This is a genomic window from Hymenobacter lucidus (assembly GCF_020447265.1).
GTDB classification, from domain to species: Bacteria; Bacteroidota; Bacteroidia; order Cytophagales; family Hymenobacteraceae; genus Hymenobacter; species Hymenobacter lucidus.
Window position 1 is genome coordinate 1454000 of the sequence record NZ_JAJADR010000001.1, and the last position, 24445, is coordinate 1478444.

A 24445-nucleotide genomic window follows, 5' to 3' on the forward strand; every position below is an offset into this window, starting at 1 on the left:
GGCAGCACTCATTGGGCAAGATAGGGCAGAAGCTTTTTACCGGCCCGGCTAATATTCGCCTTCATCATCGGCACGGTAAGCCTCGTTGTAGGCTACCGGCGCGGGCCCCTGCCCAATGCTGTCGATAAGGGAGCGGAGTCCCATGCCTTCCTTGCGCTCCACGAGGTTGAAATACTGGAACACTACGGCCATGAGCGGAATCGTGTAAGTGAACATGATGCCCAGCGCGTACAGACACTGGGCGATGATGCCCAGTGCGTCTGACTCCAGGCCGGGAATCTTCAGCATTTTGCCAAACATGACGGCGTACTGCGGCAGCGCAAACATCATGGCAATCATGCCCTGAATCATGGCCGTAACCATGAGCAGGCCGAAAGTAGACCACCATTTACCCTGAATCAGGTAGAAGCAGCGGCGCAGGGCGTGCCCCAGGCTGCCATCTTCCAGCCAGAGCACCGGGAAATACAGCGACAAAGGCACCATGACGTAGAAAGCCAGGGGAAACAGTATGAACAGCAGCAGGGCAAACGACGTGCTGACCGCCATTAAACCCCCGATTACCGCAAACAGCACCGCGTAGAGGGCCACCACAAACAGGAAGGCCAGCAGCATACGCCCCCCTCGGCTTTTGATTTCCTGCCATACCTGGCCCGGCGTAGGCGTGGTTTCCGTGGCCAGAACCAGTCGAATATACCCGTACACCGTGCTCAGCAGCAGCATAAAGCTGAGGATGCCAGCCAGCATGGCCAACCCGACCCCCGAAAAAGCACTGACCAGGACGGCGTCGGTGGCAACAGCCGATTTGCCCGTTGCCTGCCCGGCGGCCATGTTAAACATGGTATTGGTCATCAGGCCCATGCCCACGCCCGCCAGCATGGTAGGCGGCAGCACGAAATACAGCAGGCACTTGCCCAGCGGACGAAAGTGTGCGGCAATACACTCGAACGTGGCACTTATTTTTTTGCCAAAATCCCGCTCCTGGTGAAAATCGGCGGCGTGGGTATAGGTAGGCTTCATAGGGGCAGTTGAATCAGGCGGGAGAATGGGCGCGGCGGGCCAGCTGCCGCGGATACAGGATGAAGTACCAGATGATAAACGCGGCCGAGCTGCCGATAATAAGCAGGCTGAGCAGCACGGGCATCTCGGTGTGGCGCGTCACGAAGCCTTCCAGAAAGCCGGCCACGATGAAGATGGGCACCAGGCCCAGGGCCAGCTTGAGCCCGTCGCGGGCACCCTGCCGGAAGGAGTCGGCCCGGGAATAGGTGCCGGGAAAGAGCATGCTGCGCGCCATCACCAGGCCCGCGCCGCCGGCCAGCACAATGGCCGATATTTCGAGTGTGCCGTGAATCCAGATGGTAAGCAGGGACGGCAGCAGCACGCCTTTCTGGTAGAAGAAATACTGAAACGAGCCCAGCATCACGCCGTTGTTGAACAGGGCCCATACTGTGCCCGCGCCCAGCGTAGCCCCCAGCGCATAGGCCACCAACGACACATAGATGTTGTTCATGGTGATGTAGAGAAACATCGGGGCCTCACTGCTGCCTTTGTACACGGCCATCGGGTCGCCGCGCTCAATGTTTTCGATGGTGCGGTTCACGTAGGCGTCGCCGAGTACCACCCGCACAAACGTCTCGTCGTAGGCCGCCGACAGCGCCCCAACCAGCGTGAAGACCACAAACAGCAGCAGCGACCAAGCCAGGGTGCGGTGGTGGCGGGCTACGAGCAACGGCAGCTCCTGCCGCCAGAAGAAGCTGAAGCGGTTGGTCGTTTCGCTCTTGTTGCGGTAAAGCGCCTGGTGCAGCTTGCCGGCCAGGTCGTTGAGGTAGCGCGTGGTAGCCGAGGTGGGGTAAAACGTCTGGGCGTAGGCCAAATCGTCGGTCAGCTCGATAAAGCGGGCGGCCAGCTCGTCGGGGCCGGCGGGGGGCTGGGTTTCGTATTGCCGCCATTTAGCCTCGTTCTGGCGCAGAAATACCGCTTCACGCATACACTAAAGAAAGGAATAACAGACCGTGAAATAGCGCAGAAATAGCCCTGGAGCCTACTGCCTGCCAACCACCACAAGCAGCGGACCAGGCGGCCGGAATCGGGCGTTGCGCTGGTCCTGGGTTTGCGAAGATTGGGAAAATTTTCGACCCAATGCCCATGCCTACCGACTAAATTCCGTCATTGGAGCTTTCTAGCCAGCTCCCGAGCTCATTTATTCCTTTTCAGTCCCTGCTTTACCATGAGTACTATCCGCATCCAGACCACGCAAAACGTTACGCTCGAATACGAGGTAGCCAGCGTTGGGGAGCGAATCGTTGCTGCGATTATCGACGACCTTATTTTGTTTGGCTGGGCTGTGGCCTGCATGGTGCTGCTCTCGGCGGTCGGCGTCGACGAAGGCATGCCCGCGTTGGGCGTGCTGCTCGTTGGCATTCCCTTTATCTTCTACCACCTGGCCTGCGAAATCCTGTTTAATGGCCAAAGCCTGGGCAAAAAAGCCCGGGATATCAAAGTCATCCGTCTCGATGGCACCCGGCCCCGGGTGGGCGACTACCTGCTGCGCTGGGTACTGCGCATCGTTGATACGGGCTTTTTCGGCGGCCTGGTAGCGGTGGTGGTTATTGCCTCCAACGGCAAGGGGCAGCGCGTAGGTGATTTGGCGGCCGGCACGGCGGTAGTAAGTACCCGGCCCCGCCAGGGCGGTGGGGCACTGGCCCCGGCCATGACGGATGCCAACTACGTGGTAGTGTTTCCGCAGGCCGCCCAGCTCGCCGACCACGACGTGGCCACCATTCGCCAGCTGCTGGCGAAAAGTCTGGAACACGAAAACTACCTGCTGCTCAATGAAGTGGCCAACAAAGTAAAAGGCCTGACCGGCATCCAGACCGACCTGGGCGACGAAGCTTTCCTGCGCACCATTCTGCGCGACCATGCCCACCTGGCCGCTATGAACGGCTAGTCATCTTCAGTTACAAAGAAAAGCCTGGGCTCCGCTTACGATAAGCGGGGCCCAGGCTTTTTCCGGTAGTAGAACCAGCTACGCAAAAGGCCCTCTGCCAATGACAGAGGGCCTTTTTAACAAGCAGAACGATAAGCAGAATAATTACTGCCCCTTCTCAGCGCTACTTCAGCAGTACGCCGCGGCGGGTGCCGGCGGGTTGGCCGTCGAGGAGCAGAGTGAAGAAGTACACGCCCTGACGCTGGGCGGCCTTGGTGTTCCAGCGCAGCGTTTGAGGGCCGGTGGCCAGCGTGCCGGCATCCAGGGTTTCAACTTGGCGGCCCAGGGCGTCGGTTACGACCAGCGTGACCTGTGCGGGGCGGGGCAACGTGAAGCTCAGCTGGGCCGCATCGGCTACGGGGTTAGGATAGAGGCTCAGACCGGCTACCAGCTCTTCGCGGTTGCGGGCGCCGGTGGCAACGCCCGTAGCAGCGGCCACAGCAATATCGCGCACGGTAATACCGTTGCCGATAGTGCCTACCGAGGTAGCGGCACCCGTAGTCAGATTTACGGTGTAGAAGCTGCTGTTGGCAGAAGTGCCGGTAGTAGCTACCAGGTAGGCAGTATTCACCCCTACGCCAGTGCTGTAGATATCCAAATCCACGTTGGCCGGAGCCAGATTGGCCGTAATGCCGGAGCTGCCAACGGTGGTCAGCTGGCCGTCGGCCGGTGGGTTGAGGGTGCTTTGCGTGTTGAGCAGGTTCAGCGCTTCGTCGTAGCTGTAGAGGGTGGTGCCACTGGTAGCGTTGGCGCCGGTGAAGCTGTTGGTGTAAGCAACGGCCCCGATGGTAGGCGTATTGGTGCCGCTGGTGTAGGCTACCGGGCCATCGGTAGCGGCCAAGGTGCCCGTCACGGGGTTGAGGCGGTAGTTGTTGCGGTTGGCGCCCACCACCCGAATCCGGTCTACGGTCGGGTTGAAGTCGAAGCCGATGCTGCCCGTGCCCAGGGCCAGGGCAATGGCGGCGCTGGTTGGGGTAGCTACGCCGGTCGTGGCATTGATGGTGTAAAGCTGGCCGGTTTGGGTGGTGGCGTTGTAGCCCAAAGCATACAGCGCGTTGTTGAGCGGCCGTACATCCAGGCCCACCAGCGTCTGGGCAGCGTCCACACCGGTGATGCCTGTTGCGGTGCGTACCAGGGTAGGCTGGGCCGAGTCGAAGGTAATCAGGTTGGTACCGGCCAGCGCATACACCAGCTGGCCCGTAATGGCGGGCAATGTAGCGGGACGGTTGATCTGGAAGGCAATATCGAAAACGGCCACAATAGGGCCGGAGCCGACGGCGCCTACCAGCGTGGCGGCTCCGGTAGTGGGATTCAGCCGGTAGAGGTCCGTGTTGGCCTGAGTAGGGGAGGTAGAGGTGGCAACGGCCAGGTAGAGCGTATTGGCTTTGGTGGCCTCATCGAAGTAAATATCGAGGTCGGTTACCTTGCTTACATCGAGTGCAATGCCCAGGGGCCCTACCGTATTGAGCGTACCGGCATTCGGCGGGTTCTGGGTTACGAGGCGGCTGGCAGCTTCATCGATGTTGTAGAGCGTGGTGGCCGAGCTGCCGATATAGCTGTTGGTATAGGCGGCGGCTCCTACCTCCGGCGTCTGGCCGGCGTTGGGGTCGGTAGTGGCGTAGGCCAGGTTGCCGTCGGTGGCGGCCAGCGCGCCGTTTACCGGGTTCAGCCGGAAGTCGGTGCCAATGCCGCTCACCACCCGGATGCGGTCCACGGTGGGGTTGAAGTCGAAGCCGATGCGGAACAGGTTGGTGCCCAGGTTGAGCGTGAGCGGGGTGCCCACGGCCGTAGCCAGGCCCGTCGTCCGGTTGATGACGTAAAGCTGGGCCTGAGTGGTGGCAATGTTGTAGCCCAAGCCGAAAAGCTCACCGGTGTTGGGCCGGAAGTCGATGCCCACCAGCGCCTGGCCCACCGGAATGCCCGTAATGGGTACGGGCGTCGAAAGAGTGCCGGGTGAAGTCAGGTTAAACGAAACCAGGGAACGGTCGTTGGTGCCGGCCGCCGATACTGAGAGGCCATAAACCGTCTGGGCCTGGGCCGCTCCGGCCATCAGCGTGCAGCAGGCCAGGCCCAACATGGTTTTGCGCAGGGAAGGAAAACGCTTGGTAATGGTTGATTTCATGGTCAGCAAATTGAAATTGGGTGTAGAAATAGCCCCGCCGGCAGTCTGCCAGGCGGCATGAGTAAAACCCTACGGAGATATAGCCGGCCGCGGATTGTATTTAATTCGCTTTTAATATTTCTGGGGCAGATGCTCAATGCTCCCGGCTGCTTTCAAGAACTGCCTGACAGCGCCGCCCAAACAAAAAGGCAGCCCCTGAAGGCCGCCTTTTCTGATGCTGTATGTGCTGCTGCAACCCGCCTTACCAGGCCACGGGCTTGCCCTGCCAGGTCATAAAGCTGCCGTTTTCCTCGGCGTGCAGTTGGTCGGTGATACGGATGATGCCCCGGGCCGAGTCGGCGGCGGGCAGAGCCGCGCCGGTGCCGCCCATGTCGGTCCGCATCCAGCCCGGGTCTACCATAATCGAGATGATGCCGTAGTGACCCGCTTCGGCCGCCAGCGTGCGCATATACATGTTCATGGCGGCCTTGCTGGCGCTGTAGTGGTAGTGGCTGCCCGAGGCTTTGAGCTCCAACGAGCCCAGGCCCGACGACAAGCTCACCACGCGGCTCTTACGGCCGGCCCGCAGCAGGGGCATAAATTGCTGCGTTACCAGCAGCGGCCCCACGGCATTGGTGCCGAATACCTGCATGGCATCCTCGTAGCGCAGGTTGCCCAGCTTCTGGGCTTCCGATACGTCGTCGATGCCCGAGCCGGGGTGGCCGGGCAAAATGCCGGCGTTGTTGATCAGAATGTCGAGGTGGTCGGTGGCGGCGGCTACCTGCTGGTAGGCGGCAGCCAGGGAGTCGGCGCTGGTTACGTCGAGGGGCAGCAGCACCAAGCGGCCCTCGTGGGCCTGGCCCAGGGCGTGCAACTCGGTGGCGGTATCGGGCTGGCGGGCGGCCGCGAATACCTGGTCGCCGCGCTCCAGATACTGGCGGGTCAGCTCAAGGCCCAGGCCGCGGTTGGCGCCGGTGATAAGAACGGATTTCATGGGTGTGGGAGGCTTTAGAGTAAACGAGGAAGAAAGATGGCAAAGCCGGTTTGTCTCCGGAAGTTTACTTAAATAAAACCCGGTTTTCGGCGCGTTAGCCGGCCACTGCACAAAAAAACTGTCCGGGAACGTTCCCAAACGGTTTTTTTGTGCGGTTCTACCGGGTCAGGCCGGCAGCGCATCGTGGCGGTTTTGCACGTCGTCGATGACCTTGCTGAGCAGCGCTACCTAAGCTGCCACCTGGCCGGAGCCAACCTGACCCGGAAACTCGGCTGGGCCCCCGGCGTCGACCGAGTGGTTTTGCAGCCGGGGCTTTTGGTAGTTGGCCGTCAGCAGCTGGTGCTGGTAGCGGATGCGGTCCTCGTCCGAGAGGTTGGGGCCATCCAGCCCGGCTTCGGGGCTGGTTTTGGCCGTCAGGCACTAGACCCGGGCTTTGAATAGTATTCACATCGTACGCCATGCTAAGCTTGCATAACGTTCTGAATAATTGAATGTTGAGCCGAAAAGATGCAAAAGTGTTTACTGTTTGCACAGCCTGACACGAGTAATGGCGAGTGCGGCAAAATACCCAGAACTGGGTATGGGAATGCGTCGGAATCGGGCATAAATTTGGGGTTTACAGGCCGGCAGCTAAGTCACTGGTTTCACTTTTTCTGTTGGCTGCATGCCCCACCTCTCCACATTCTTTTCCCCTTCCAGGTCCCGTCACTTGCCCCGGTTCCTCCGTTGGCTGCCCGTGCTGCTGCTGGCCCTGGGAATGGCCTCCTCTGCCCACGCCCAAACCTGCGACCTGCGGTTCGATACGCAAGCTGACCTAGACAGCTACCTAAGCTCCGGAACCCGCTGCTCCACGGCCGGGTCCATCTTCATCCGGGGCTACAACCGCAGAGACAACGGGACGCCCGACGGGGGCGTAATAGACGTCAGCGGCTTGCTGCACATTACTGCCGTGACGAGGGATGTCATCATCCAAAAGAACCAGCTGGCCAGCTTGGCGGGTCTCGATAATATCGGCCAGATCGGGGGAGGGCTGATTATCCAAAGTGGAGTGGGCACGTTCGATGACTTCTTGTTCCTGGTCAGTGCGGGCGCCGTGGACATCTACGGCACGTCCTTCACGGAGATTAGAGGGTTTGGGCTGTTGTCCAGCGTGGGGACTGTCTCCATTTCGCAAAACCCCGTCCTGCGCACCGTCAACGCCTTTAACAACCTGCGCACGGTAACGAACCGGCTAAGTATCACCAATAACCCAGTACTGGAAAATATTCCGGCGTTTGGCTCGCTCACCTCCGTAGGCGACATTCAGTTTCAGAGCAATCCTCGACTGCAATCAGTATTGGGATTCAATCAGTTGCGCAGCCTAGGTTCCGTCAATATTACCACAAACACGGCCTTGAGCACCGTGTCGGGTTTCAATGGAGGGCTGGTGGCCACGGGGCAAGTGGGCATCATGGAAAACCCGGCGCTGGAAACCCTCAGCGGCTTTAATAACAGCGAAATCTCACTCGTAAACATCAGCCGCAATCCTCTGCTGCGGGATATTTCCAACTTCAACAACAGCCGCTTCGGCGTGTCGATATTCGTGGGCTACAATGCGGGCCTGAAGAAGATCAGTGGATTTAATACTATAGTAGCTCCCCAAAATATATCAATTACGCTGAATCCTCTACTCGACAGTATCAGTGGCCTCACGGGCTCCATGGCCCCCTATGGCCTCTCCATAGATGAGAATCCGGCCCTGCTTTCGCTCGGGTCTGGTTTGGTGTTTACTGACTATTCGAGGATTGGCTACCTCCGGCTAATCAATAACAGTAGCCTGGCCACGTGTACCGCATCCTGGCTCTGCCAGGTTATTGCTCGTGGCGCCAACGTTGCTATCAGCGGAAATGCGCCCACCTGTACGGATGCGACCATCCGGCAGGCCTGCACAACCCTGGCCGTGCAACCAGCCGCCGCGCAGCGGCCCGCGCCCTACCCGAACCCGGCGGACGACGTGCTGCAGCTGCCCGACCGCGGCTCCTACCGCGTGAGCGACCTGACGGGGCGGGTGTTGCTCCACGGCACCGGGGGCCACGTGTCACTCACGGAGTTGCCCGCCGGCATATACGTGGTGCACACCGGAGCCGAGTTCCAGAACCGCTTCCGTATCGTGAAGCGTTAGCTTCTACACCAACCACGCAAAGCCCCGAAGGAATTCACTGGCGCAACCGTAGCGTGAACCAGACAGTTCGTGCTACTGCCCGCCCACAAAAAAGGCTCCGTACCCTGCCAGGATACGGAGCCTTTTGCTTAGCTACTTCCAACACTTACCCCGCCGCAATAGCCTTGCGCTTGCTCACGCGGGGGTGGCGCTCATCGGTGCAAGTGGCTTGGCAGCCTGACGGCTCACGCATAGTCATCACCCGGCACGGTCGAGCGACTGTATGGCTAAGCTGGTATATGGCGTAACTGACGCTTGGTTGAACGATGGTGCTTCGCGTAAAAGTACTATGTAAACGTCTCGTTGTGGATTGTAGCCTATTCGTGCTCTCAGCCTACCTGTATCCCGCTGTAGAAACCAGTAGCTTACTATAATTTGGGTTTTTCATGCGTTTGAACAGGAAGTATCGAACGTCATGATGTACTTTTTGTCAAATGCTGATACAGTGGAGCAGGAATGCTCATACGTTGCCGGGTTGCTCCTTGTGCTTGTATGTATTGAAATAATGCAAAAAAACCGAAATACCCAGAAGTAGGTATTGACATCCTTTGCTGGGTGTTTAATCTTTGCATGTTCTCTTTACTCGTCGTCGGACTCCTATGCACACACCTGCTACCCTGCTACTGCTAACCAACTTCCTTAAGCGCTGGACACTGTTGCTCTGTCTGTGCTGGGGCGGGTCCAGTTTTGCTGCTACTTCGCCAAGTGCAGAGGGGCCACAGGCTACTTCCCTGGCCAACGCACTAAACCCCGATGGAACGTTGCGGGCCGGCATTACGGGCTCCTTCGATGCCCGGGATTTCACGATGAGCACCGCCCCGGATGGACGCCCCATCTTTCATACTGCTTCTGCTGCAGGAGCCGGAGACCAGTTTTGGCAGGACGGATTTGCGCTGGCCGGAACCAATGGCCGGGTAAATGCCATCGTTGCCTCGGGTAATACTGTGTATATCGGAGGAATCTTTACCGCAGTGGGGAATACTGCTGCTCGGAACATTGCCAAATGGGATGGCACTTCTTGGTCTGCGCTAGCAGGAGGAACAAACAGGGGAACCGGTATCGGGGTTAATGCTTTGGCCCTGGCCGCTAATGGAGACCTCTACGTGGGCGGCACTTTTACCCTCGTTGGAAATCTGGCGGCTAACCGAATAGCCAAATGGAATGGTACTGCCTGGAGCTCCCTGGGTGCTGGAGTGAACAACACCGTACTTGCTTTAGCCCTGGATGGCACTGACCTGTATGTGGGCGGGAGCTTTACGCAGGCCGGGGGCAGCCCGGCGAACCGAATTGCCAAATGGAGTGGGAGCAGCTGGAGCGCATTGGGAGCGGGCGTCAATGACAACGTGAATGCTCTGGCCGTGAATCCGATGGGGGTCTACGTGGGCGGCCGGTTTTCGCAGGCTGGCGGGATAGCCGCGGGTGGGGTAGCTTTATGGGCAGGTACCTGGCAGGGGCTTGGCACGGGCGTAAATGGCGAAGTCAAGGCCTTGGCCGTTGCCGGCTTTGCCGTGTATGCAGGAGGCGGATTCAGTCAAGCCGGCGGTGTAGATGCAAAACAGATTGCAAAATGGGAAAACGGCGCGTGGCTTCCACTCGGCGTTGGAATTGATGGCGGAGGCGTGTTGGCGTTGGCGGTGCAGGGCACAGATGTGTATGCAGGCGGCACCTTCTCTCATGCCGGGGGTGCCCCAGTCAGAAGGGTAGCAAAGTGGAATGGTAGCGCTTGGAGCTCGGTGGGAAGTGGCGTTGACGAGGATAAGGGTGGCGGAGACGTATTTGCCTTAGCCAGAAATGGTCTTGACCTGTATGCCGGAGGTAATTTTCCCGCAGCAGGGGGCATTACCGCGTTTTTCATCGCCAAATGGAATGGTTCAGTCTGGAGTGCAATTAGCCCAGGAAACGGAGGGACTATTCGGGCTGTAGCGGTGAGCGGAACCCAGGTCTACGTCGGCGGTACGTTCGACCGGATTGGAAATATTTTTACCGGTTGCGTAGCCAAATGGGACGGAACTGCCTGGAGTGCACTTGGTGGTGGCTTGGCATTGTACCCTGGCTTTACGGGAGGCGTCTACCACTTAGCGGTGAGCGGCGCTACCGTCTACGCCGGCGGATCATTTCAAAGCCAGACTACTGGTCCCGCACCTACTAATAGAGTAGCCCGATGGAATGGTAGCACATGGGTAGATCTAGGTGACATTGTCTCAATAAATGCCATGGCAGCAGGGCCTAGCGGCCTTTACATTTCAGGTAGCATCCCCGTATCCCCTACGATTTCAGTCGGTGGGGTATTCCGGTGGAATGGCGCTTCCTGGATTAGTATTGGCTGCTTGGAAGGAGCCGGAAGTGCAATGGTTTTTATTGGCCCCGACTTATACGTTGCGGGCGCTGCAGGCCCGTGCCTGCCCGCGTGCCCGGTTGCCAAGTGGGACGGCAGCGTGTGGAGTGCGTTGGGCGTGGGCAGTGGAAGAGTGCTGGCAATGGCAGCCAGTGGCTCTGACCTTTATGTTGGTGGTGACTTTTCTCTGATTGCCGGGGTGCCTGCCAACCGCGTAGCCAAATGGAATGGCAGCACCTGGAGCGCATTGGGGGCAGGAGCGAATCAAACCGTTCGGGCTATTGCTACCCATGGCGCCAACGTATACATCGGGGGCTCCTTTACTTCCGTCGCGGCACCACCAGTATACGAAGCCATATACATTGCCAAGTGGGATGGGGCAAACTGGAGCAGCCTGGGTTCCGGATTGAACGGGTCGGTTGAGGCATTGGCTGTAGGGCGGGATGGAGAAGTCTGTGCAGGTGGAAACTTTACGACTGTGGGGGGAGGGTCAATTTTTGGTGCTAGTGAAACCAATAAGGTTTCAGCTTTTTTCGGGATTTACAGAGAGCCTCAAGGCCCACTGGCCACAGTTCTTTCCCGCCGAGCAGTGCTGGGAGTGCATCCCAACCCGGCCCAGACCAGCGCAACATTGAGTTTGCCCGCCGTGGCCCATAGCCGTCTGGTGCAAGTGCTTGACGGGTTGGGGCGCGTAATCCAGTCCGCTACGCTGCCGGCTGCTGCCAGCTCACTGAAACTGGACCTGCGTGAGCTGGCTGCGGGCATCTACACGGTGCGCTGCGGCAAGGCGACTGCTCAATTAGTAGTGGAGTAGTGCCTGTTCAGCCCCATTTAGAAGGCCCGATGCAGCTATATACCCTTAACTATTGTCCCACAAGAGTTCCGACACATCATCGGAGCTCTTGTGGGGTTACACAATCCTTGGTTTTCCTGAGCTGCTGCACAGCAGCGAATTTCTGACGGCTGAGTGCCCTCTACGGCTCAGAGTGAGTTCAAGAAACTCGTTCACCTTTCAACGTACCCAAAACTTGAAAGAGAGCTGAGTGTCGGGTACTGCTTTGGGAGACGTTACTCATTCATTCATTCGGCAGGCTCATTGACCAACTCAGTTGTTGCCTACACACAGGCCCCGGTACGCTAACCACACAGCTCGCGCTACTGCCCGCCCGCAAAAAAGCCCCCGCACCCTGCCAGGGTACGGAGCCTTTTGCTTATACACTTACAACATTACCCCGCCGCAATAGCCTTGCGCTTGGTTACGCGGGGGTGGCGCTCATCGGTGCCCTGGGCCAGCAGCTCGTCGTCGCGGTCCGACTTCTTAATCGTCCAGCTCAGCGAGTAGAGGTCTTTGCGCCGGTCGCGCAGGTTGCGCACGGCCCCGCTGGTGTTCAGGTCCTTGAGCAGGTCCAAATCCAGGTCGGCAATCAGGGTCATCTCCGTGTTGGGCGTGGCCTCGGCCACAATGGCATCGTGGGGGAAGGCAAAGTCGGAGGGGCTGAACACGGCGCTCTGCGAGTACTGAATGTCCATGTTCTCGACGCGGGGCAGGTTGCCCACCGAACCGGTAATGGCTACGTAGCACTCATTCTCAATGGCCCGGGCCTGAGCACAGATACGCACGCGCTGGTAGGCGTTCTTGGTATCGGTCCAGAAGGGCACGAACAGGATTTTCACGCCTTCGTCGCTCAGCATACGGGCCAGCTCGGGGAATTCCACGTCGTAGCAGATCAGGATACCGATTTTGCCGAAATCCGTGTCGAAGCAGCGCAGTTTGTCGCCGCCGCGCATGCCCCAGTAAGAGGCCTCGTCGGGCGTTACGTGCAGCTTATACTGTTCGTCTACGGTACCGTCGCGGCGGCAGAGGTAGGCCACGTTGTGCAGCTTGCCATCCTCGTAGAGCGGCATCGAGCCGGCAATGATGTTGATGTTATAGCTCACGGCCAGCTCCATCATCTTGGCCTTAATGGGCTCGGTGAAGGCCGCCATAGCCCGAATGGCCACCGAGGGCGAGTCCTCGTTGGTGAGGGCCATGAGCGGGGCGTTGAAGAACTCGGGGAACATCACGCAATCCGACTTATAGCCCGACACGGTATCGACGAAGAACTCAATCTGCTGGAGCAAGTCTTCCAGGCTGCGGGTGGCGCGCATCTGCCACTGCACAATGCCGATGCGGACGTTGGATTTGGTGTTGCCAATCAGCTTTTCCTCTTCCTCATAGTACACATTGATCCACTCCAGAAGCGTGGCGTAGGCCTTGCTCTCGGAGTCGTAGGGCAAATAGCCCCGGATGATTTTGCGGACGTGAAACTCGTTGGAGAGCTGGAAGGTGAGGATGGGGTCGACCAATTCCTTGTTGCGCACCATCTCCACGTACTTGGCCGGCGTCATCTCGTTGGCGTAAGTGTTGTAGCCCGGAATCCGGCCGCCGGCCACCATGGCGCGCAGGTTCAGGTTTTCGCAGAGTTCCTTGCGGGCATCATAGAGGCGGCGGCCCAGGCGCAGCGAGCGGTACTCGGGGTCTACAAACACATCCACACCATACAGCGTGTCGCCGTCGGCGTTGTGGGTGTCGAACTTACCGTGGCCCGTGATTTTAGCGTAGGTGTGCCGGTCGCCGAAGTCGGAATACTGCACGATAATGGCCAGGGCGGCGGCTACTACCAGGCCGTTGTCCTCGATGCAGATCTGGCCCTCGGGGAATTTGCGCAGCAAGGCGCTGAACTCCTCGGCCGACCAGGCGCCTTCCATGTTGGAATACACCTTGTCCATGATGGCCTTCACCGACTTGAAGTCGGAGCGGCGTAGCGTGCGCAGTACCAGCTTGTGGGCCGGAATGGCCGTGGGCGTGAGCAGCTCGGGGTGAGTGGTGGGCTTGTCTATCTTTTTGGCGTGGCTGCCGCCAGCCTTGCCGTTTGAACTCGTGGCCATATCAGTCGGGAAAAGAAAAGTGTCGAAGCAGAAAGCACAAAGATACCAGCGCCGTGCGGGCCGGCTGCCGTTGTGCCTCTAGTACGGCGGTAAAACAACTTGGGTGGCAAAAAGGCTCAATTGCCCCCGACCAGCGCCTGCCGGCCGCTCAGTGCCGCACCACGCGCCGCACGGCCACGCCGGCCGCCGTTTGCACCCGCAGCAGCACCACCCCGCGAAACGGTCCAAACACTTCCGCCGGCAGGGAAATGGTGGGGGAAACAGCCAGCAGCTCCCGCTCAAAAAGGCGGCGGCCAGCCAAGTCGGTAGCCGTAACCGTGACGCGGCCCGCCGCCGGCAGCGTCAGCCGGAGCGGGGCCGTGGCATCGGCTGGGTTGGGGTACACGGTTACGGCAGCTTCGGGCAGCGCCGCCGCCGTGCCCAGCGGGTTACGAAACGGCCGGTAAATGTCGCGGTAGCGCACCTGCGTCACTACTTCCTGGCCGCCGAGCACCTGCGTAGTAACTTGCAGCAGCGGCAGACCCTGGCTTTTGCCCAGCCACTTATACTCCCGCGTCAGAGGCCGCTCGATGCCTGGCCCCGGCACCCCGTTCACTGCCAGCGAGTCGCGGCCGGTGAGGGTGCTTACTACCCGCAGGGCCTCAAACGTGCCGAAGGGTGTAATGAGTGTGCCGGCACCGTCTACCACGTTCACGCGCTTGCGCTTCTGGTGCAGCGCCGCCGTATTGGGCAGGTTCACGGTGAGAGCCGAGTTGCTCGAATCTTTCTGTAGAAAGGCCAGCGGGAAGCGGTAGAGTACATCCTGTAGCTGCGCACTCTGGTAGACGGCCGGTACCCACTGCCCGTTGAGCGTAGCACCGAAGCCCACCTGCCGGTAGTCGGCCGCCGACTCATTGAAGAAAGCATAGGTGTTGGCCACGTCCAGGCCCGTGGGCACGAAGGGCAGCTCCTGGTGAGTGGCAATGGTAGCGCGGTGGGGGCTGAGCGGCGACACGAACAGCAGCTGAAAAATGGAGGGGAAGCCGGCCAGAGAGTGGTAGCCTTCCACCGTTTGCAGCAGCGGCCGTAAGCCGGCGTAGTTCCAGGTTTGGTTAAAGCCCGTCTGCGTCAGCGGCGGCCCGCTCAGCCCCGCGGCCTGACTTACCCGCAGCGTGTCGTTCAGGTTGGGCATATCATTACGGTCGATGATAATAGGCGTCTGGGCTCGGGCGGCGGCGCTGAAAGCCAGGAAAAGAGCGGTGTAGAGGTAGCGAGTCATAGGCAGGCGGGGAGAGTTGGCAAAGTAGAAGCAAAAAGCGGAAGCTGCTACCGGAAGATGGAAACTAAGCCACCCTTAGCTGGTTTTGGCCGGCCGCATGACTTTCACAGGTTTAAATATTGATGCAACGATATTTAAACCAACCTGGGGTGTAGTAGCTGCGGCTGATTGTGTACTTTCGGGGCTATTTACACTTTGGTTTAGCAATACTACTGCATTCATCACGTCATCGAATGGAAAAAAAGTACTCTTGGCTTATCCTGCTAAGCCTACTACTGCTGGCCGGCCCAGCCAGCCGGGCGCAATTGCTGTTAGGCTACCAGTTTCAGGCGCAGAGCAGCCCATACGTGCCCCTGGGCACTGGAGCCACCCGTCTGCCGGTGCTGGAAGCCGACGAAGCACTCGCCAACAAAGTGCCGCTGGGCTTTACCTTCGTTATGGGAGGCCGCTTCTATACCGATGCCGCGGTTTCGTCGAACGGCTGGCTGGGCCTGACACCCACGGTACTGCAGTATCCATCTCCTTCCTCCAGCGGACTGCTATCCGGCGGGGGCGGCAACAGCCATCATACCATTGCGCCCCTCTGGGCCGACCTCGACGGACAGGGCGGCTCGGCCTGGTACCAAACGACGGGAGCCGCGCCCAACCGGGTGTTTACCATGGAGTGGCGTGAATACCGCTGGGACCGGCTGGCCACGCAGCCCGTCGTGTCATTTCAGGCCCGGCTCTACGAAGGCTCCAACCGAATTGAGTTTAGCTACCGGGCGGAAGCCGGCAGCGTCAGCAGTGGCAGCGGCAGCTACACCTCTGATGCCCGCGCCGGCCTTACTATCCTGAATTATTCCACCGGCCTTCACTCCCCTATTATGATCGGGGGGCTGGGCACGGCCCCGCAGCTGAACCCGGCCGACAGGAGTGGCACGCTAGTGAAACCCGCTACCGGCCAGCTCTACCAGTTCAGCCCCACTCCGAATACCATTCCGGCCTGCGCCGCCCCGTATTATTCTGTGCTGGGGCGCCTGGGCCAAACCACGGCCCGGGTCGACTGGTCTATCAACCCACAGGTAGCCAGCGGTATTCCCCGGGTGCACTACGGTCCCCGCGGCTTTGTGCTGGGCAGCGCCGCCGACCGGATAGCACCCGGGTTGCCCGGCGACTCCGCCCACCTGACGGGGCTGGTCCCCGATACCGATTACGAGTTCCTGGTTGAGACGGACTGCGGCACTACCACGGCGCCCGGCCGCACCAGCCGCACGGCCTTCCGGACTTACACGCCCCCCTCCAACGACGAAGGCCACCGGGCCCTCTGGCTCCCGGTACTAGGGGCCCAGCAGCAGGCTTACCTCACGCCGGGCTTCACCGAAAATGCTTCTACTTCCCTGCCCGCCAGCACCAGTTGCACCCAGCCCGCCGGAAGGGTGCGCGACGTCTGGTATGCCTTTCGGGCCACGGAAGCCAACCACCGGGTGGTGGTCAGCACGGGCGGGCAGCCGGGCACCTTTGTGCTGGAGCTGCGCAACGGCTATGGCGGCAGTTCGCAGGCCATAGCTTGTGCCACGAGCCCCACGCCTATGCAAGTCGGCGGACTGGTGCCGGGGCAGCCATATTTCATTCGGGTTTATCCGCTTACTTCCTATTCCTACTTCGAAGTAGGGGTACTCTCGGGTAGCTCCGTACCGCCGGCCAACGACAACTGCGCCAATGCCCAGCTCCTGCCCGTAGCATCGGAGCCCGGCGGCCTGCCGCCAGCCAGCGGCACGGTCCGCAATGCGACGCCCAGTAACCTTGGGCCCGGCGGTATCGGATCGTGCGGGCTGGGCGGTGGTGCTTCCAAAGACGTTTTTTATCAGTTTGTGGCGCCGGGTCCTGGCGCCGAAGTCCAGTTTGCCCCGGCATTTCAGGCCGGCGTAGACGTGATGAGCAGCTGCGGCGGCGCCCAGTCGAACTACCAGAATTGCATGCTCGTACCCGGCGGCAAGCTGGGCCGCCTGGCCCTTACCGGCCTCACGCCGGGTGCCACCTATTTCCTGCGCGTGTACAACCAGCAGGAAACCGTTGTGCTGCAGGATGCTACCTTCTCTATTAGCGTAAGCGCCCCCGCATCAGCGCCGGCCAACGATGCCTGTGCCGGCGCGCTGCCGCTCCCCGTGACGCCGCCCGCTGTCGTGGGCGCTACGGGCACGTTGCTGGGCGCAACTTCCTCGGGGGTGCAGCCACCCACTACCCTGTGCTACGCCGCCCCCAGCAGCGGCAACCCCTACACAGCCCCCAGTACGGCGCGCGACGTGTGGTACCAGTTTACCGCCACTGCTCCCCGCCATGCGCTGCAGCTTCATTCTACCTGCGACGCGGTTCTGGAAGTGATGAGCACTAGTGGAGGTACTCCCTGTGCTTCTTCAGCCACGGTGCAGCGCCTGGCCTGCGCCCTGGCCCGGGCCACCGACCCAAACTACGTCGGAGCGGCCCCGCCGCTACCGGGGCGACTGTTGCTGAATGACTTAGTGGTAGGCGATACGTATTGGGTGCGGGTATTCGAGCTGAGCGACCCTACCGCTATCCGGCCAGCTGGCAAAACTTCGTTTACTCTGAGCTTGAACGCCTGGGAAGTGCCCGCCAATGACGAGCCCGCCCAAGCCGTACCCGTTACGCCTTCCGCCACTCAGCAGCCGTGTGCTGCCAGCGTCCAGTTTTCGTTGGATGGAGCTACGCCCACGTTTCCAGCTGCTTCTGGCAACTCCTGGACGGAGCGCGACGTGTGGTTTTCGTTTGTCGCGCCGCCCGCCCCGGCTGGCAAAACCTACGCGACGGTGATACTGCGCCTTGGGGAAGATGAAGAGCACATGCTGCATGGCGGCGTACAGCTGCGCGAAGGCACTACCGCCACTTCGGCCATCTTGGCTGCCGACGGCTGGTCTAGCGCGATTCGCCTGCTGCGTCCCGGCTTCTCGTATACGCGCCTGACGCCCGGCACCACGTATTATCTACGCTTCTTCAGTTCCCTGCCCAACCCTGAGCCTCTGACCCGGTTTAGCTTCTGCTTTTCCACGGGTATTAACGATGAGCCGTGTGATGCCGTGCCGCTACCACTTAGCGCTACGGGCCAATGCCTGCAGCCGGTACAGGGCACCACATTCGCGGCCACCAAGAGCACTATTAACGCCGGGCTACGCCTGCCCGTGCCCAACTGCGGCGACGGAACGGCCTCCGCGTATGACGTTTGGTACAGCGTAGTGCCAACGACAACGGCTTTCACCCTGCACACGGATGATGTAACAGTGGGCCTGGCCCGACTGTATCAGCCGGTAGCAGGCTCTTGCAGCGGGGCTATGCAGCTGGTAAGTTGCCAGAGCAGCCACGGCGCCGCCAACCAGAGGCGGGCACTGGGCACCGTCTTCTTCGACAACCTGACGGCTGGGCAGACTTATTATCTAGCCGTGTCGAACAGCGGCAGCGGGTTAGACCCTATCGGCCCTTTTACTCTGTGCGGCCAAACTGGTATCACCTTGCCCACGCGCGCTAAAGCCGTTGCTCACCCATTGAACGTGTGGCCTAACCCGGTGGCCATCGGAGAGCAGCTGCAAGTGCGGCTGCCCGATGCTCTACCGCTGAACACCCGCGTGCGAGTAGAGTGGCTCTCGACCCTGGGGCAAACGCTGCCCGAAGCAGGGGAAGAGCATGCCGCGGCCGATGGCGTGCTGCACCTGACTACGGCGGGCCGGGCGGCGGGCCTATATCTGCTGCGGTTGTGGTTGCCTTCGGGTCAGCCGCTGCCGGTACACCGGGTTTTTCTGCGTTAAGCTATTCTGGTGAAAAGAGAAAGGGCCTGCTGAGACATCAGCAGGCCCTTTCTCTTTTCGGATGGAAGGCTAAACTACACGCCCTGCATTTCGGGTACACCGGCCGCTGGAATCACCAGCTTGCCGGCCGTAGCCGCCTGAATCTGCTCCACGCTCACGCCGGGGGCCCGCTCGCGCAGCACGAAGCCGTCGGGTGTCACGTCGAGCACGGCCAGTTCCGTTACTATTTTCTTCACGCAGCGCAGCCCCGTAATGGGCAGCGTGCAGGCGGGTAGCAGCTTGCTGCTACCGTCGCGGGCCACGTGCTGCATGGCCACGATGATGTTTTTGGCCGAGGCTACCAGGTCCATGGCACCGCCCATACCCTTTACCATCTTGCCCGGAATCTTCCAGTTGGCAATGTCGCCGTTTTCGGACACCTCCATGGCGCCCAGAATCGTCAAATCGACGTGCTCCCCGCGAATCATGCCGAACGAGTCGGCCGAGCTGAAGAGGCTGGAGCCGGGCAGGGTGGTTACCGTCTGCTTACCGGCGTTGATGAGGTCGGGGTCTACTTCGGCGTCGGTGGGGAAGGGGCCCATGCCCAGCAGGCCGTTTTCGGACTGCAGCACCACGTTGATGCCCTCAGGAATGTAGTTGGCCACCAGCGTGGGAATGCCGATGCCAAGGTTGACGTAGGAGTTGTTCTGTACTTCCTGCGCGATGCGCCGGGCAATGCCGTGTTTGTCTAGCATATTATTAATGTGCTGAAGTGCTAATGTGAAAATGTGGGAAATGATTGGAAAGAGGTGCCGAAATGAGCGACAAGCAAACAAGCCTTTAGCACATCAGCACATTTCTCACAATCGCACATTAGTTTGCCCGTACCGTGCGCTGCTCAATGCGCTTCTCGTAGTTTTTGCCCTCGAAGATGCGCTGCACGAAAATGCCAGGCGTGTGAATGTGGTTGGGGTCCAGCTCCCCGGCGGGTACCAGCTCTTCCACTTCGGCCACGGTGATTTTGCCGGCTGTGGCCATCATGGGGTTGAAGTTGCGGGCGGTGCCTTTGAAGATGAGGTTACCAGCCGTGTCGCCCTTCCAAGCTTTCACGAAGGCATAATCGGCGTGCAGGGCGGTTTCGAGCAGGTACATCTTGCCGTTGAACTCGCGGCTTTCCTTGCCTTCGCCCACCTCGGTGCCGTAGCCGGCCGGGGTGTAGAAGGCCGGAATGCCCGCCCCGCCGGCCCGGCACCGCTCGGCCAGGGTGCCCTGCGGAATCAGTTCTACTTCCAACTCGCCCGAGAGCAGCTGCCGCTCAAACTCAGCATTTTCGCCTACGTAGCTGGAAATCATCTTGCGCACCTGCTTGGTTTGCAGCAACAGCCCGATGCCGAAGTCGTCGACGCCGGCGTTATTGCTGATGCAGGTGAGGTTGCGCACGCCCAGGCGCAGGATTTCCTGGATGGAGTTTTCGGGAATGCCGCACAGGCCGAAGCCGCCGAGCATCAGCGTCATTCCGTCGGTGAGGCCGTGCAGGGCAGCCTGGGCATCGGCTACAACTTTATTGATCATAGGGTGGGAAAGGAGGGTTTGCGGGTCGAAAATAGCAGGTTACCCGCGAGTAGGCGCGGCAACACGCAAAAAAGCTGCCCCGCTACGCCTGTGAACAGCTAGTTTGCCCTAAAAAGCAGCAAGTCCGGCCGCCTCTTCATAGGCCACCGGACTTGCTTTTTGTATGTTTTAGAAGAAAAAGAACGTCATTCCACGCTTGCTGAGGAATCTCGCGTGCCATGGTAATCAGATTACCGTGGCAACGTCAGCCCGCGAGATTCTTCGGTTTCGCTCGGAATGACATTCTATGGTAGACGTTGCCTCAGCCGCCTACCAAATGTTGGCGGGCCGCCTCGGCGTCCTGAGCCAGCTGGGCTTTCAGCGCATCGAGGCCGTCGAACTTCTGCTCGTTGCGCAGGCGGGCTACCAGCTGCACCGTGAGCGGCTGGTCGTACAGGTCACCGTCGAAGTCGAGCAGGTGAGTTTCCACGGTCTGGTCGAGGTTGCCGGCCACGGTGGGGCGCACCCCGATGTTGAGCATGGCCTGGTGGTGGGTGCCGGCCGCCGTGGTGGCCATTACGGCATACACACCCCGGGCCGGAACCAGCTTCAGGGGCTCTTCCACGCGCATATTGGCCGTGGGAAAGCCGATGGTGCGGCCCAACTGCCGCCCGCGCACTACGGTGCCGGTAAGTGGGTAGCTGTAGCCCAGGTAGCGGTTGGCTGTCAGCACATCACCGGCCAGCAACGCCCGGCGGATGCGGGTGCTGCTCACAGCCACGGCGTCCACGTCTTCGCGCGGAATTTCCTCGACACTCATCCCGTAGCGGTCAGCATTCTGGCTCAGGTACTCAAAGCTGCCCTCCCGGTTTTTGCCAAACCGGTGGTCGTAGCCAATCACCAGCTTACGGGTGCCTACGGTATCGAGCAGAATCTGCTGGATGTACTCTTCGGACGTCAGCTGGGCAAATTCCCGGGTGAAGGGCACGATGAGCAGGTAGTCGATGCCAAAATCGGCGAGCTGCGCAATGCGTTCCTCCAAAGAAGAAAGCAGGTGCAGATCCATCGGCTGCGGGTGGGTGGGCGGCGGGGCCAGCACCAGCCGGGGGTGGGGCCAGTAGGTGATAACCACCGAGGGGCCGCCGGTTTGGCGGGCTACTTCCAGCAGTCGCTTCAGAATCTTCTGGTGCCCCAGGTGCAGGCCGTCGAAGGTGCCAGTCGTGACGCTGGCATTGCCAAGGTGCGGAAACTGCGCCGGGTCACGAAAAACTTGCATCGGTGGAAAAGGAAAAGAATGGGAGAGAACCAGCCGCGAACCAGCCGGAATTACAAAACGGAATCGGTGGCGTCCGGGGTGCTGTTGGCCTGAAAATATTCCAGACCAGCGCGTTGCTCGGGGCGGCGCTGCTTTTGCTGGCGGGGCGGGCGGGCCGCTTCGCCTTCGGGTCGCGGGGGGCGCAGGGCTTCCAGCGTTTCCATCGTCAGGGCATCTTCCACGCGGTACTCGCCGATGCGGGTGCGCACCAGCTTGGTGAGGTGAGCCCCGCAGCCCAGCTGCTGACCAAAGTCGCGGGCCAGGCTGCGAATGTAGGTGCCCTTAGTGCACACCACCCGGAACTGCACGTCGGGCAACGCAATGCCGGTCAGTTCAAACTCTTTGATGGTAACTTCCTTGGACTTGATTTCGGCCGTGTCGCCGCGGCGGGCCACTTCGTAGGCGCGCTCTCCATTTATTTTCACGGCCGAGTATAGTGGCGGCGTTTGCTGAATGAGGCCGGTGAAAGCCTGCGCGGCGGCGCGAATCTGCTCCTCGGTGATATGCTCGTAGGGCAGCTCGGCATCCACGGGCGTTTCCAGGTCAAAGCTGGGCGTGGTCTGGCCCAGGCGAAAGGTGCCGGTGTATTCCTTTTCCTGAGCCTGAATCAGGTCAATCTGCTTGGTTTTCTTGCCGGTGCAGAGAATCAACAGGCCGGTAGCCAGCGGGTCGAGGGTGCCCGCGTGGCCGATTTTCTTGATGCGCAGCGTGTTTTTCACCTTACGTACCACGTCGAACGAGGTCCAGGTCAGAGGCTTGTCGAGCAGCAGCACCTCGCCGGTTTCAAAGTCGAACGTGCGTTGGGGAGCAGTATCCTGACTCATATCAGTTGCAGATTAATGCCCAGGGCAATCATCACCAGAATGGTAACGCCCACAATGATGCGGTAGAAGCCAAAGGCGCGGAAGCCGAACTTCGACACGAAATTCACGAACGAGTTGACGGCCAGCAGCGCCACGATAAAGGCCACCACGTTGCCAAAAACCAGCACCTTGATGTCGCCGGCCAGTGGTGCGTTTACCTTGTAGGTTTTGTACATCTCGTAGGCCGTAATAACGAACATGGTGGGTACAGCCAGCAGAAAGGAGAAGTCGGCGGCCGAGCGACGGTCGAAGCCCTGGGCCAGGCCACCCACAATGGTAGCCGCCGAGCGCGACACGCCGGGCACCAGCGCCAGGCACTGAAACAGGCCGATTTTGAGGGCCTGCAGGGTGCTGGGCGTGGTCACCTGCTTGCGCGACTCGCTAAACCACTTGTCCACAAACAGCAGCACGATGCCGCCCACTACCAGCGACGAGGCCACGACCGTCACGCTTTTCAGCAGCTCGGCAATGACGTCTTTGAGCAGGAAGCCCAGTAAGCCGAAAGGCACAAACGCCACGGCCAGCTTCACATAAAAGTCGAAGCTCTGCAGGAAGCGCCGCCAGTAGAGCACCACCACCGACAGGATAGCGCCAAACTGGATGGACGTAATGTAAGTTTCAGTGAATGGTAACTGGCCGATACCGAGCAGGTTGGCCACGATAATCATGTGGCCGGTGCTGGAAACGGGTAAGAATTCGGTTAAGCCTTCGACGATGGCCAGAATCAGGGCGTGCCAGTAGCTCATCTAGGGGCGCTTGTAGGTAGGAGCCGCAGTAGGGGCAGGTGCAGCCGGAGCTACGGGCGCGCCGTACTGGGGCGCGGTTTCGGCGCGCGTGATGGGGTCGGTGGCAATGGGAGCGGGGCCACCGGGCTTGGCCATAATGGCCCAGAACTCGATGATAAAGCCCACCGCCAGCAGAATCGGGCCCAGGGTAATGCCCAGGAATCCTTCCCCGTAGTCGGCCGAATCGAGCGTCATCGTGATGAAGCCGGCGGCCAGAATGGCCAGGCCCACCCACATCAGGCGGTAGTTGCGCGGCCCGAAGGCGAAGCGGGGAGTTTGAGTCGGTTCCATATTAGGTTAGTTGTTAGTTGCTGGTTGTCAGTTGTTAGGTTATGCTGATGCCAGTCTCTAACAACTGACAACCAGCAACTAACAACTAAAAGAGTTAATACAAATCATCGAGCGACATGCCCAGATACTTGCGTACGGCGCGGTAAGAGCTCAGAAAGCCGATGCCGCAGCCCAGCAGCACCATGCCCACCATCAGGGCCCCAATCATCCGCTCGTCGCGCAGCAGGCGCAATTCCTCCAGCTGCAGGTAGGCGTATTGGAGCAACGCCAGCAGCAGCAGCGCGGCAATGGCGCCGCTGGCAAAGCCCTGCCAGGTGGCCCGCCGCAGAAACGGCCGCTGAATGAAAAAGGAGGTGGCCCCCACCAGCTGCATGCTTCGAATCAGGAAGCGCTGCGAGAAAAGGGCCAGCTTGATAGTGTTGTTGATAAGCACTGTAACCACCAGCGTGAGCACCAGCGCAAAGCCCAGCAGTACCAGACTGATCTTGCGCAGGTTCTTGTTCACCGAGTCGATAAAGCTCTGCACGTATTCCACCTCAAACACGCCTGGCTCGGCCCGCAGCTCCTGCACGATACGCCGCATCTGGGTAGAGTCGGTATATTCGGCGCTGATTTTCAGTAGGTAAGCATCCCGCAGCGGATTGTCGCCCAAGAACTGCTCGGGGTCTTCGCCGGTTTGGTCCAGAAACTGCTTAGCGCCTTCCTCTTTGGAGAGAAACCGCACCTGGGGCTGGTCGTTCTTGTAGGCAATGTACTTTTTGCGGCTCAAATCCTGCTGCAACCGCAGAAGCTGGGTTTCGGGCAGGTCCCGGTCGAGGTACACCTGCATTTCGATGTTTTCCTTGACCAGGTTGCTGAGCTTGTGAGCGTGAATCAGCAGCAGGCCAAACAACCCGATAACCAGCAACGACAGCGTGATGCTGAACACTACCATCAAATGTGGGTAGCTGCCGAGCTTTTTCTTACGTGTCGGGCGGTTTTGGGCCATGCGGGCAAAGGTAAGGTTGATTGGTGATTGTTGGGAGTTGATTGTTATTGTTCAGCGGCCAACAAGCATCAATCAAC

General features: G+C 60.0%; 18 protein-coding genes. 5 read left to right on the forward strand and 13 right to left on the reverse strand.

Features of this window, described 5'->3' with window-relative positions:
* Positions 1-48: 48 nt before the first annotated feature.
* Together LGH74_RS06220 and LGH74_RS06225 are read right to left on the reverse strand one after the other, a co-directional pair.
* Positions 49-1017: a hypothetical protein gene (locus LGH74_RS06220; protein WP_226173413.1), complete on the reverse strand. Its 969-nt coding sequence runs from the start codon at positions 1015-1017 to the stop codon at positions 49-51.
* Positions 1018-1030: 13 nt separating this feature from the next.
* Complete coding sequence (locus tag LGH74_RS06225) at positions 1031-1984, reverse strand: stage II sporulation protein M (protein WP_226173415.1); 954 nt, start codon at positions 1982-1984, stop codon at positions 1031-1033.
* Between the two features lie 240 nt (positions 1985-2224).
* On the opposite strand from LGH74_RS06225, the gene LGH74_RS06230 reads away from it, so the two are divergent.
* Complete coding sequence (locus LGH74_RS06230; RefSeq protein WP_226173417.1) at positions 2225-2944, forward strand: RDD family protein; 720 nt, start codon at positions 2225-2227, stop codon at positions 2942-2944.
* Between the two features lie 163 nt (positions 2945-3107).
* Here the strand turns inward: LGH74_RS06230 and LGH74_RS06235 are convergent, their stop codons facing one another.
* Together LGH74_RS06235 and LGH74_RS06240 are read right to left on the reverse strand one after the other, a co-directional pair.
* Entirely contained in the window at positions 3108-5105 is a 1998-nt protein-coding gene (locus LGH74_RS06235; protein WP_226173419.1) for a DUF4394 domain-containing protein, read from the reverse strand.
* Positions 5106-5346: 241 nt separating this feature from the next.
* A complete protein-coding gene (locus tag LGH74_RS06240) occupies positions 5347-6078 on the reverse strand; it encodes an SDR family oxidoreductase (RefSeq protein WP_226173421.1) in 732 nt (243 codons plus the stop codon).
* Positions 6079-6225: 147 nt separating this feature from the next.
* Between LGH74_RS06240 and LGH74_RS06245 the strand changes: the two genes are divergently transcribed.
* The 3 genes from LGH74_RS06245 to LGH74_RS06255 all read left to right on the forward strand — a co-directional run bounded on the left by LGH74_RS06245 (position 6226) and on the right by LGH74_RS06255 (position 11427).
* On the forward strand, positions 6226-6519 hold the full coding sequence (locus LGH74_RS06245) for a hypothetical protein (RefSeq protein WP_226173423.1): 294 nt from the start codon (positions 6226-6228) through the stop codon (positions 6517-6519).
* A 268-nt stretch (positions 6520-6787) separates the two neighbouring features.
* A complete protein-coding gene (locus LGH74_RS06250) occupies positions 6788-8239 on the forward strand; it encodes a T9SS type A sorting domain-containing protein (RefSeq protein ID WP_226173425.1) in 1452 nt (483 codons plus the stop codon).
* A 638-nt stretch (positions 8240-8877) separates the two neighbouring features.
* Positions 8878-11427, forward strand: coding sequence for a T9SS type A sorting domain-containing protein (locus tag LGH74_RS06255; protein ID WP_226173427.1), 2550 nt, complete (start codon positions 8878-8880; stop codon positions 11425-11427).
* Positions 11428-11840: 413 nt separating this feature from the next.
* Here LGH74_RS06255 and LGH74_RS06260 read toward each other — a convergent pair whose 3' ends face one another.
* Complete coding sequence (locus tag LGH74_RS06260) at positions 11841-13382, reverse strand: bifunctional GNAT family N-acetyltransferase/carbon-nitrogen hydrolase family protein (protein ID WP_431357442.1); 1542 nt, start codon at positions 13380-13382, stop codon at positions 11841-11843.
* A 307-nt stretch (positions 13383-13689) separates the two neighbouring features.
* Positions 13690-14799, reverse strand: a complete 1110-nt coding sequence (locus LGH74_RS06265; protein ID WP_226173431.1) for a T9SS type A sorting domain-containing protein — start codon at positions 14797-14799, stop codon at positions 13690-13692.
* A 233-nt stretch (positions 14800-15032) separates the two neighbouring features.
* Here LGH74_RS06265 and LGH74_RS06270 point away from each other — a divergent pair, with 233 nt between their 5' ends.
* Positions 15033-18596 carry a hypothetical protein gene (locus LGH74_RS06270; protein ID WP_226173433.1) on the forward strand — a complete coding sequence of 1188 codons (3564 nt, stop codon included), beginning with the start codon at positions 15033-15035 and terminating at the stop codon, positions 18594-18596.
* Between the two features lie 74 nt (positions 18597-18670).
* On the opposite strand, the gene LGH74_RS06275 is transcribed toward LGH74_RS06270, so the two are convergent.
* The 7 genes from LGH74_RS06275 to LGH74_RS06305 all read right to left on the reverse strand — a co-directional run bounded on the left by LGH74_RS06275 (position 18671) and on the right by LGH74_RS06305 (position 24368).
* The gene (locus tag LGH74_RS06275; protein WP_226173434.1) at positions 18671-19330 is read right to left on the reverse strand and encodes a CoA transferase subunit B; all 660 of its coding nucleotides are present in this window, start codon (positions 19328-19330) and stop codon (positions 18671-18673) included.
* A 118-nt stretch (positions 19331-19448) separates the two neighbouring features.
* A complete protein-coding gene (locus tag LGH74_RS06280; RefSeq protein ID WP_226173436.1) occupies positions 19449-20147 on the reverse strand; it encodes a CoA transferase subunit A in 699 nt (232 codons plus the stop codon).
* A 301-nt stretch (positions 20148-20448) separates the two neighbouring features.
* Positions 20449-21402 carry a bifunctional riboflavin kinase/FAD synthetase gene (locus LGH74_RS06285; protein WP_226173438.1) on the reverse strand — a complete coding sequence of 318 codons (954 nt, stop codon included), beginning with the start codon at positions 21400-21402 and terminating at the stop codon, positions 20449-20451.
* 50 nt (positions 21403-21452) lie between these two features.
* Positions 21453-22265 (reverse strand): tRNA pseudouridine(55) synthase TruB, encoded by an 813-nt coding sequence (truB, locus tag LGH74_RS06290; protein ID WP_226173440.1) that lies wholly within the window; start codon positions 22263-22265, stop codon positions 21453-21455.
* Entirely contained in the window at positions 22262-23050 is a 789-nt protein-coding gene (locus LGH74_RS06295; protein WP_226173441.1) for an undecaprenyl-diphosphate phosphatase, read from the reverse strand. Before LGH74_RS06295 ends, truB begins: the two co-directional genes overlap by 4 nt.
* Positions 23051-23380 carry a DUF3098 domain-containing protein gene (locus LGH74_RS06300; RefSeq protein WP_226173443.1) on the reverse strand — a complete coding sequence of 110 codons (330 nt, stop codon included), beginning with the start codon at positions 23378-23380 and terminating at the stop codon, positions 23051-23053.
* A gap of 94 nt (positions 23381-23474) precedes the next feature.
* A complete protein-coding gene (locus tag LGH74_RS06305; RefSeq protein WP_226173444.1) occupies positions 23475-24368 on the reverse strand; it encodes a cell division protein FtsX in 894 nt (297 codons plus the stop codon).
* Between the last annotated feature and the right edge of the window lie 77 nt (positions 24369-24445).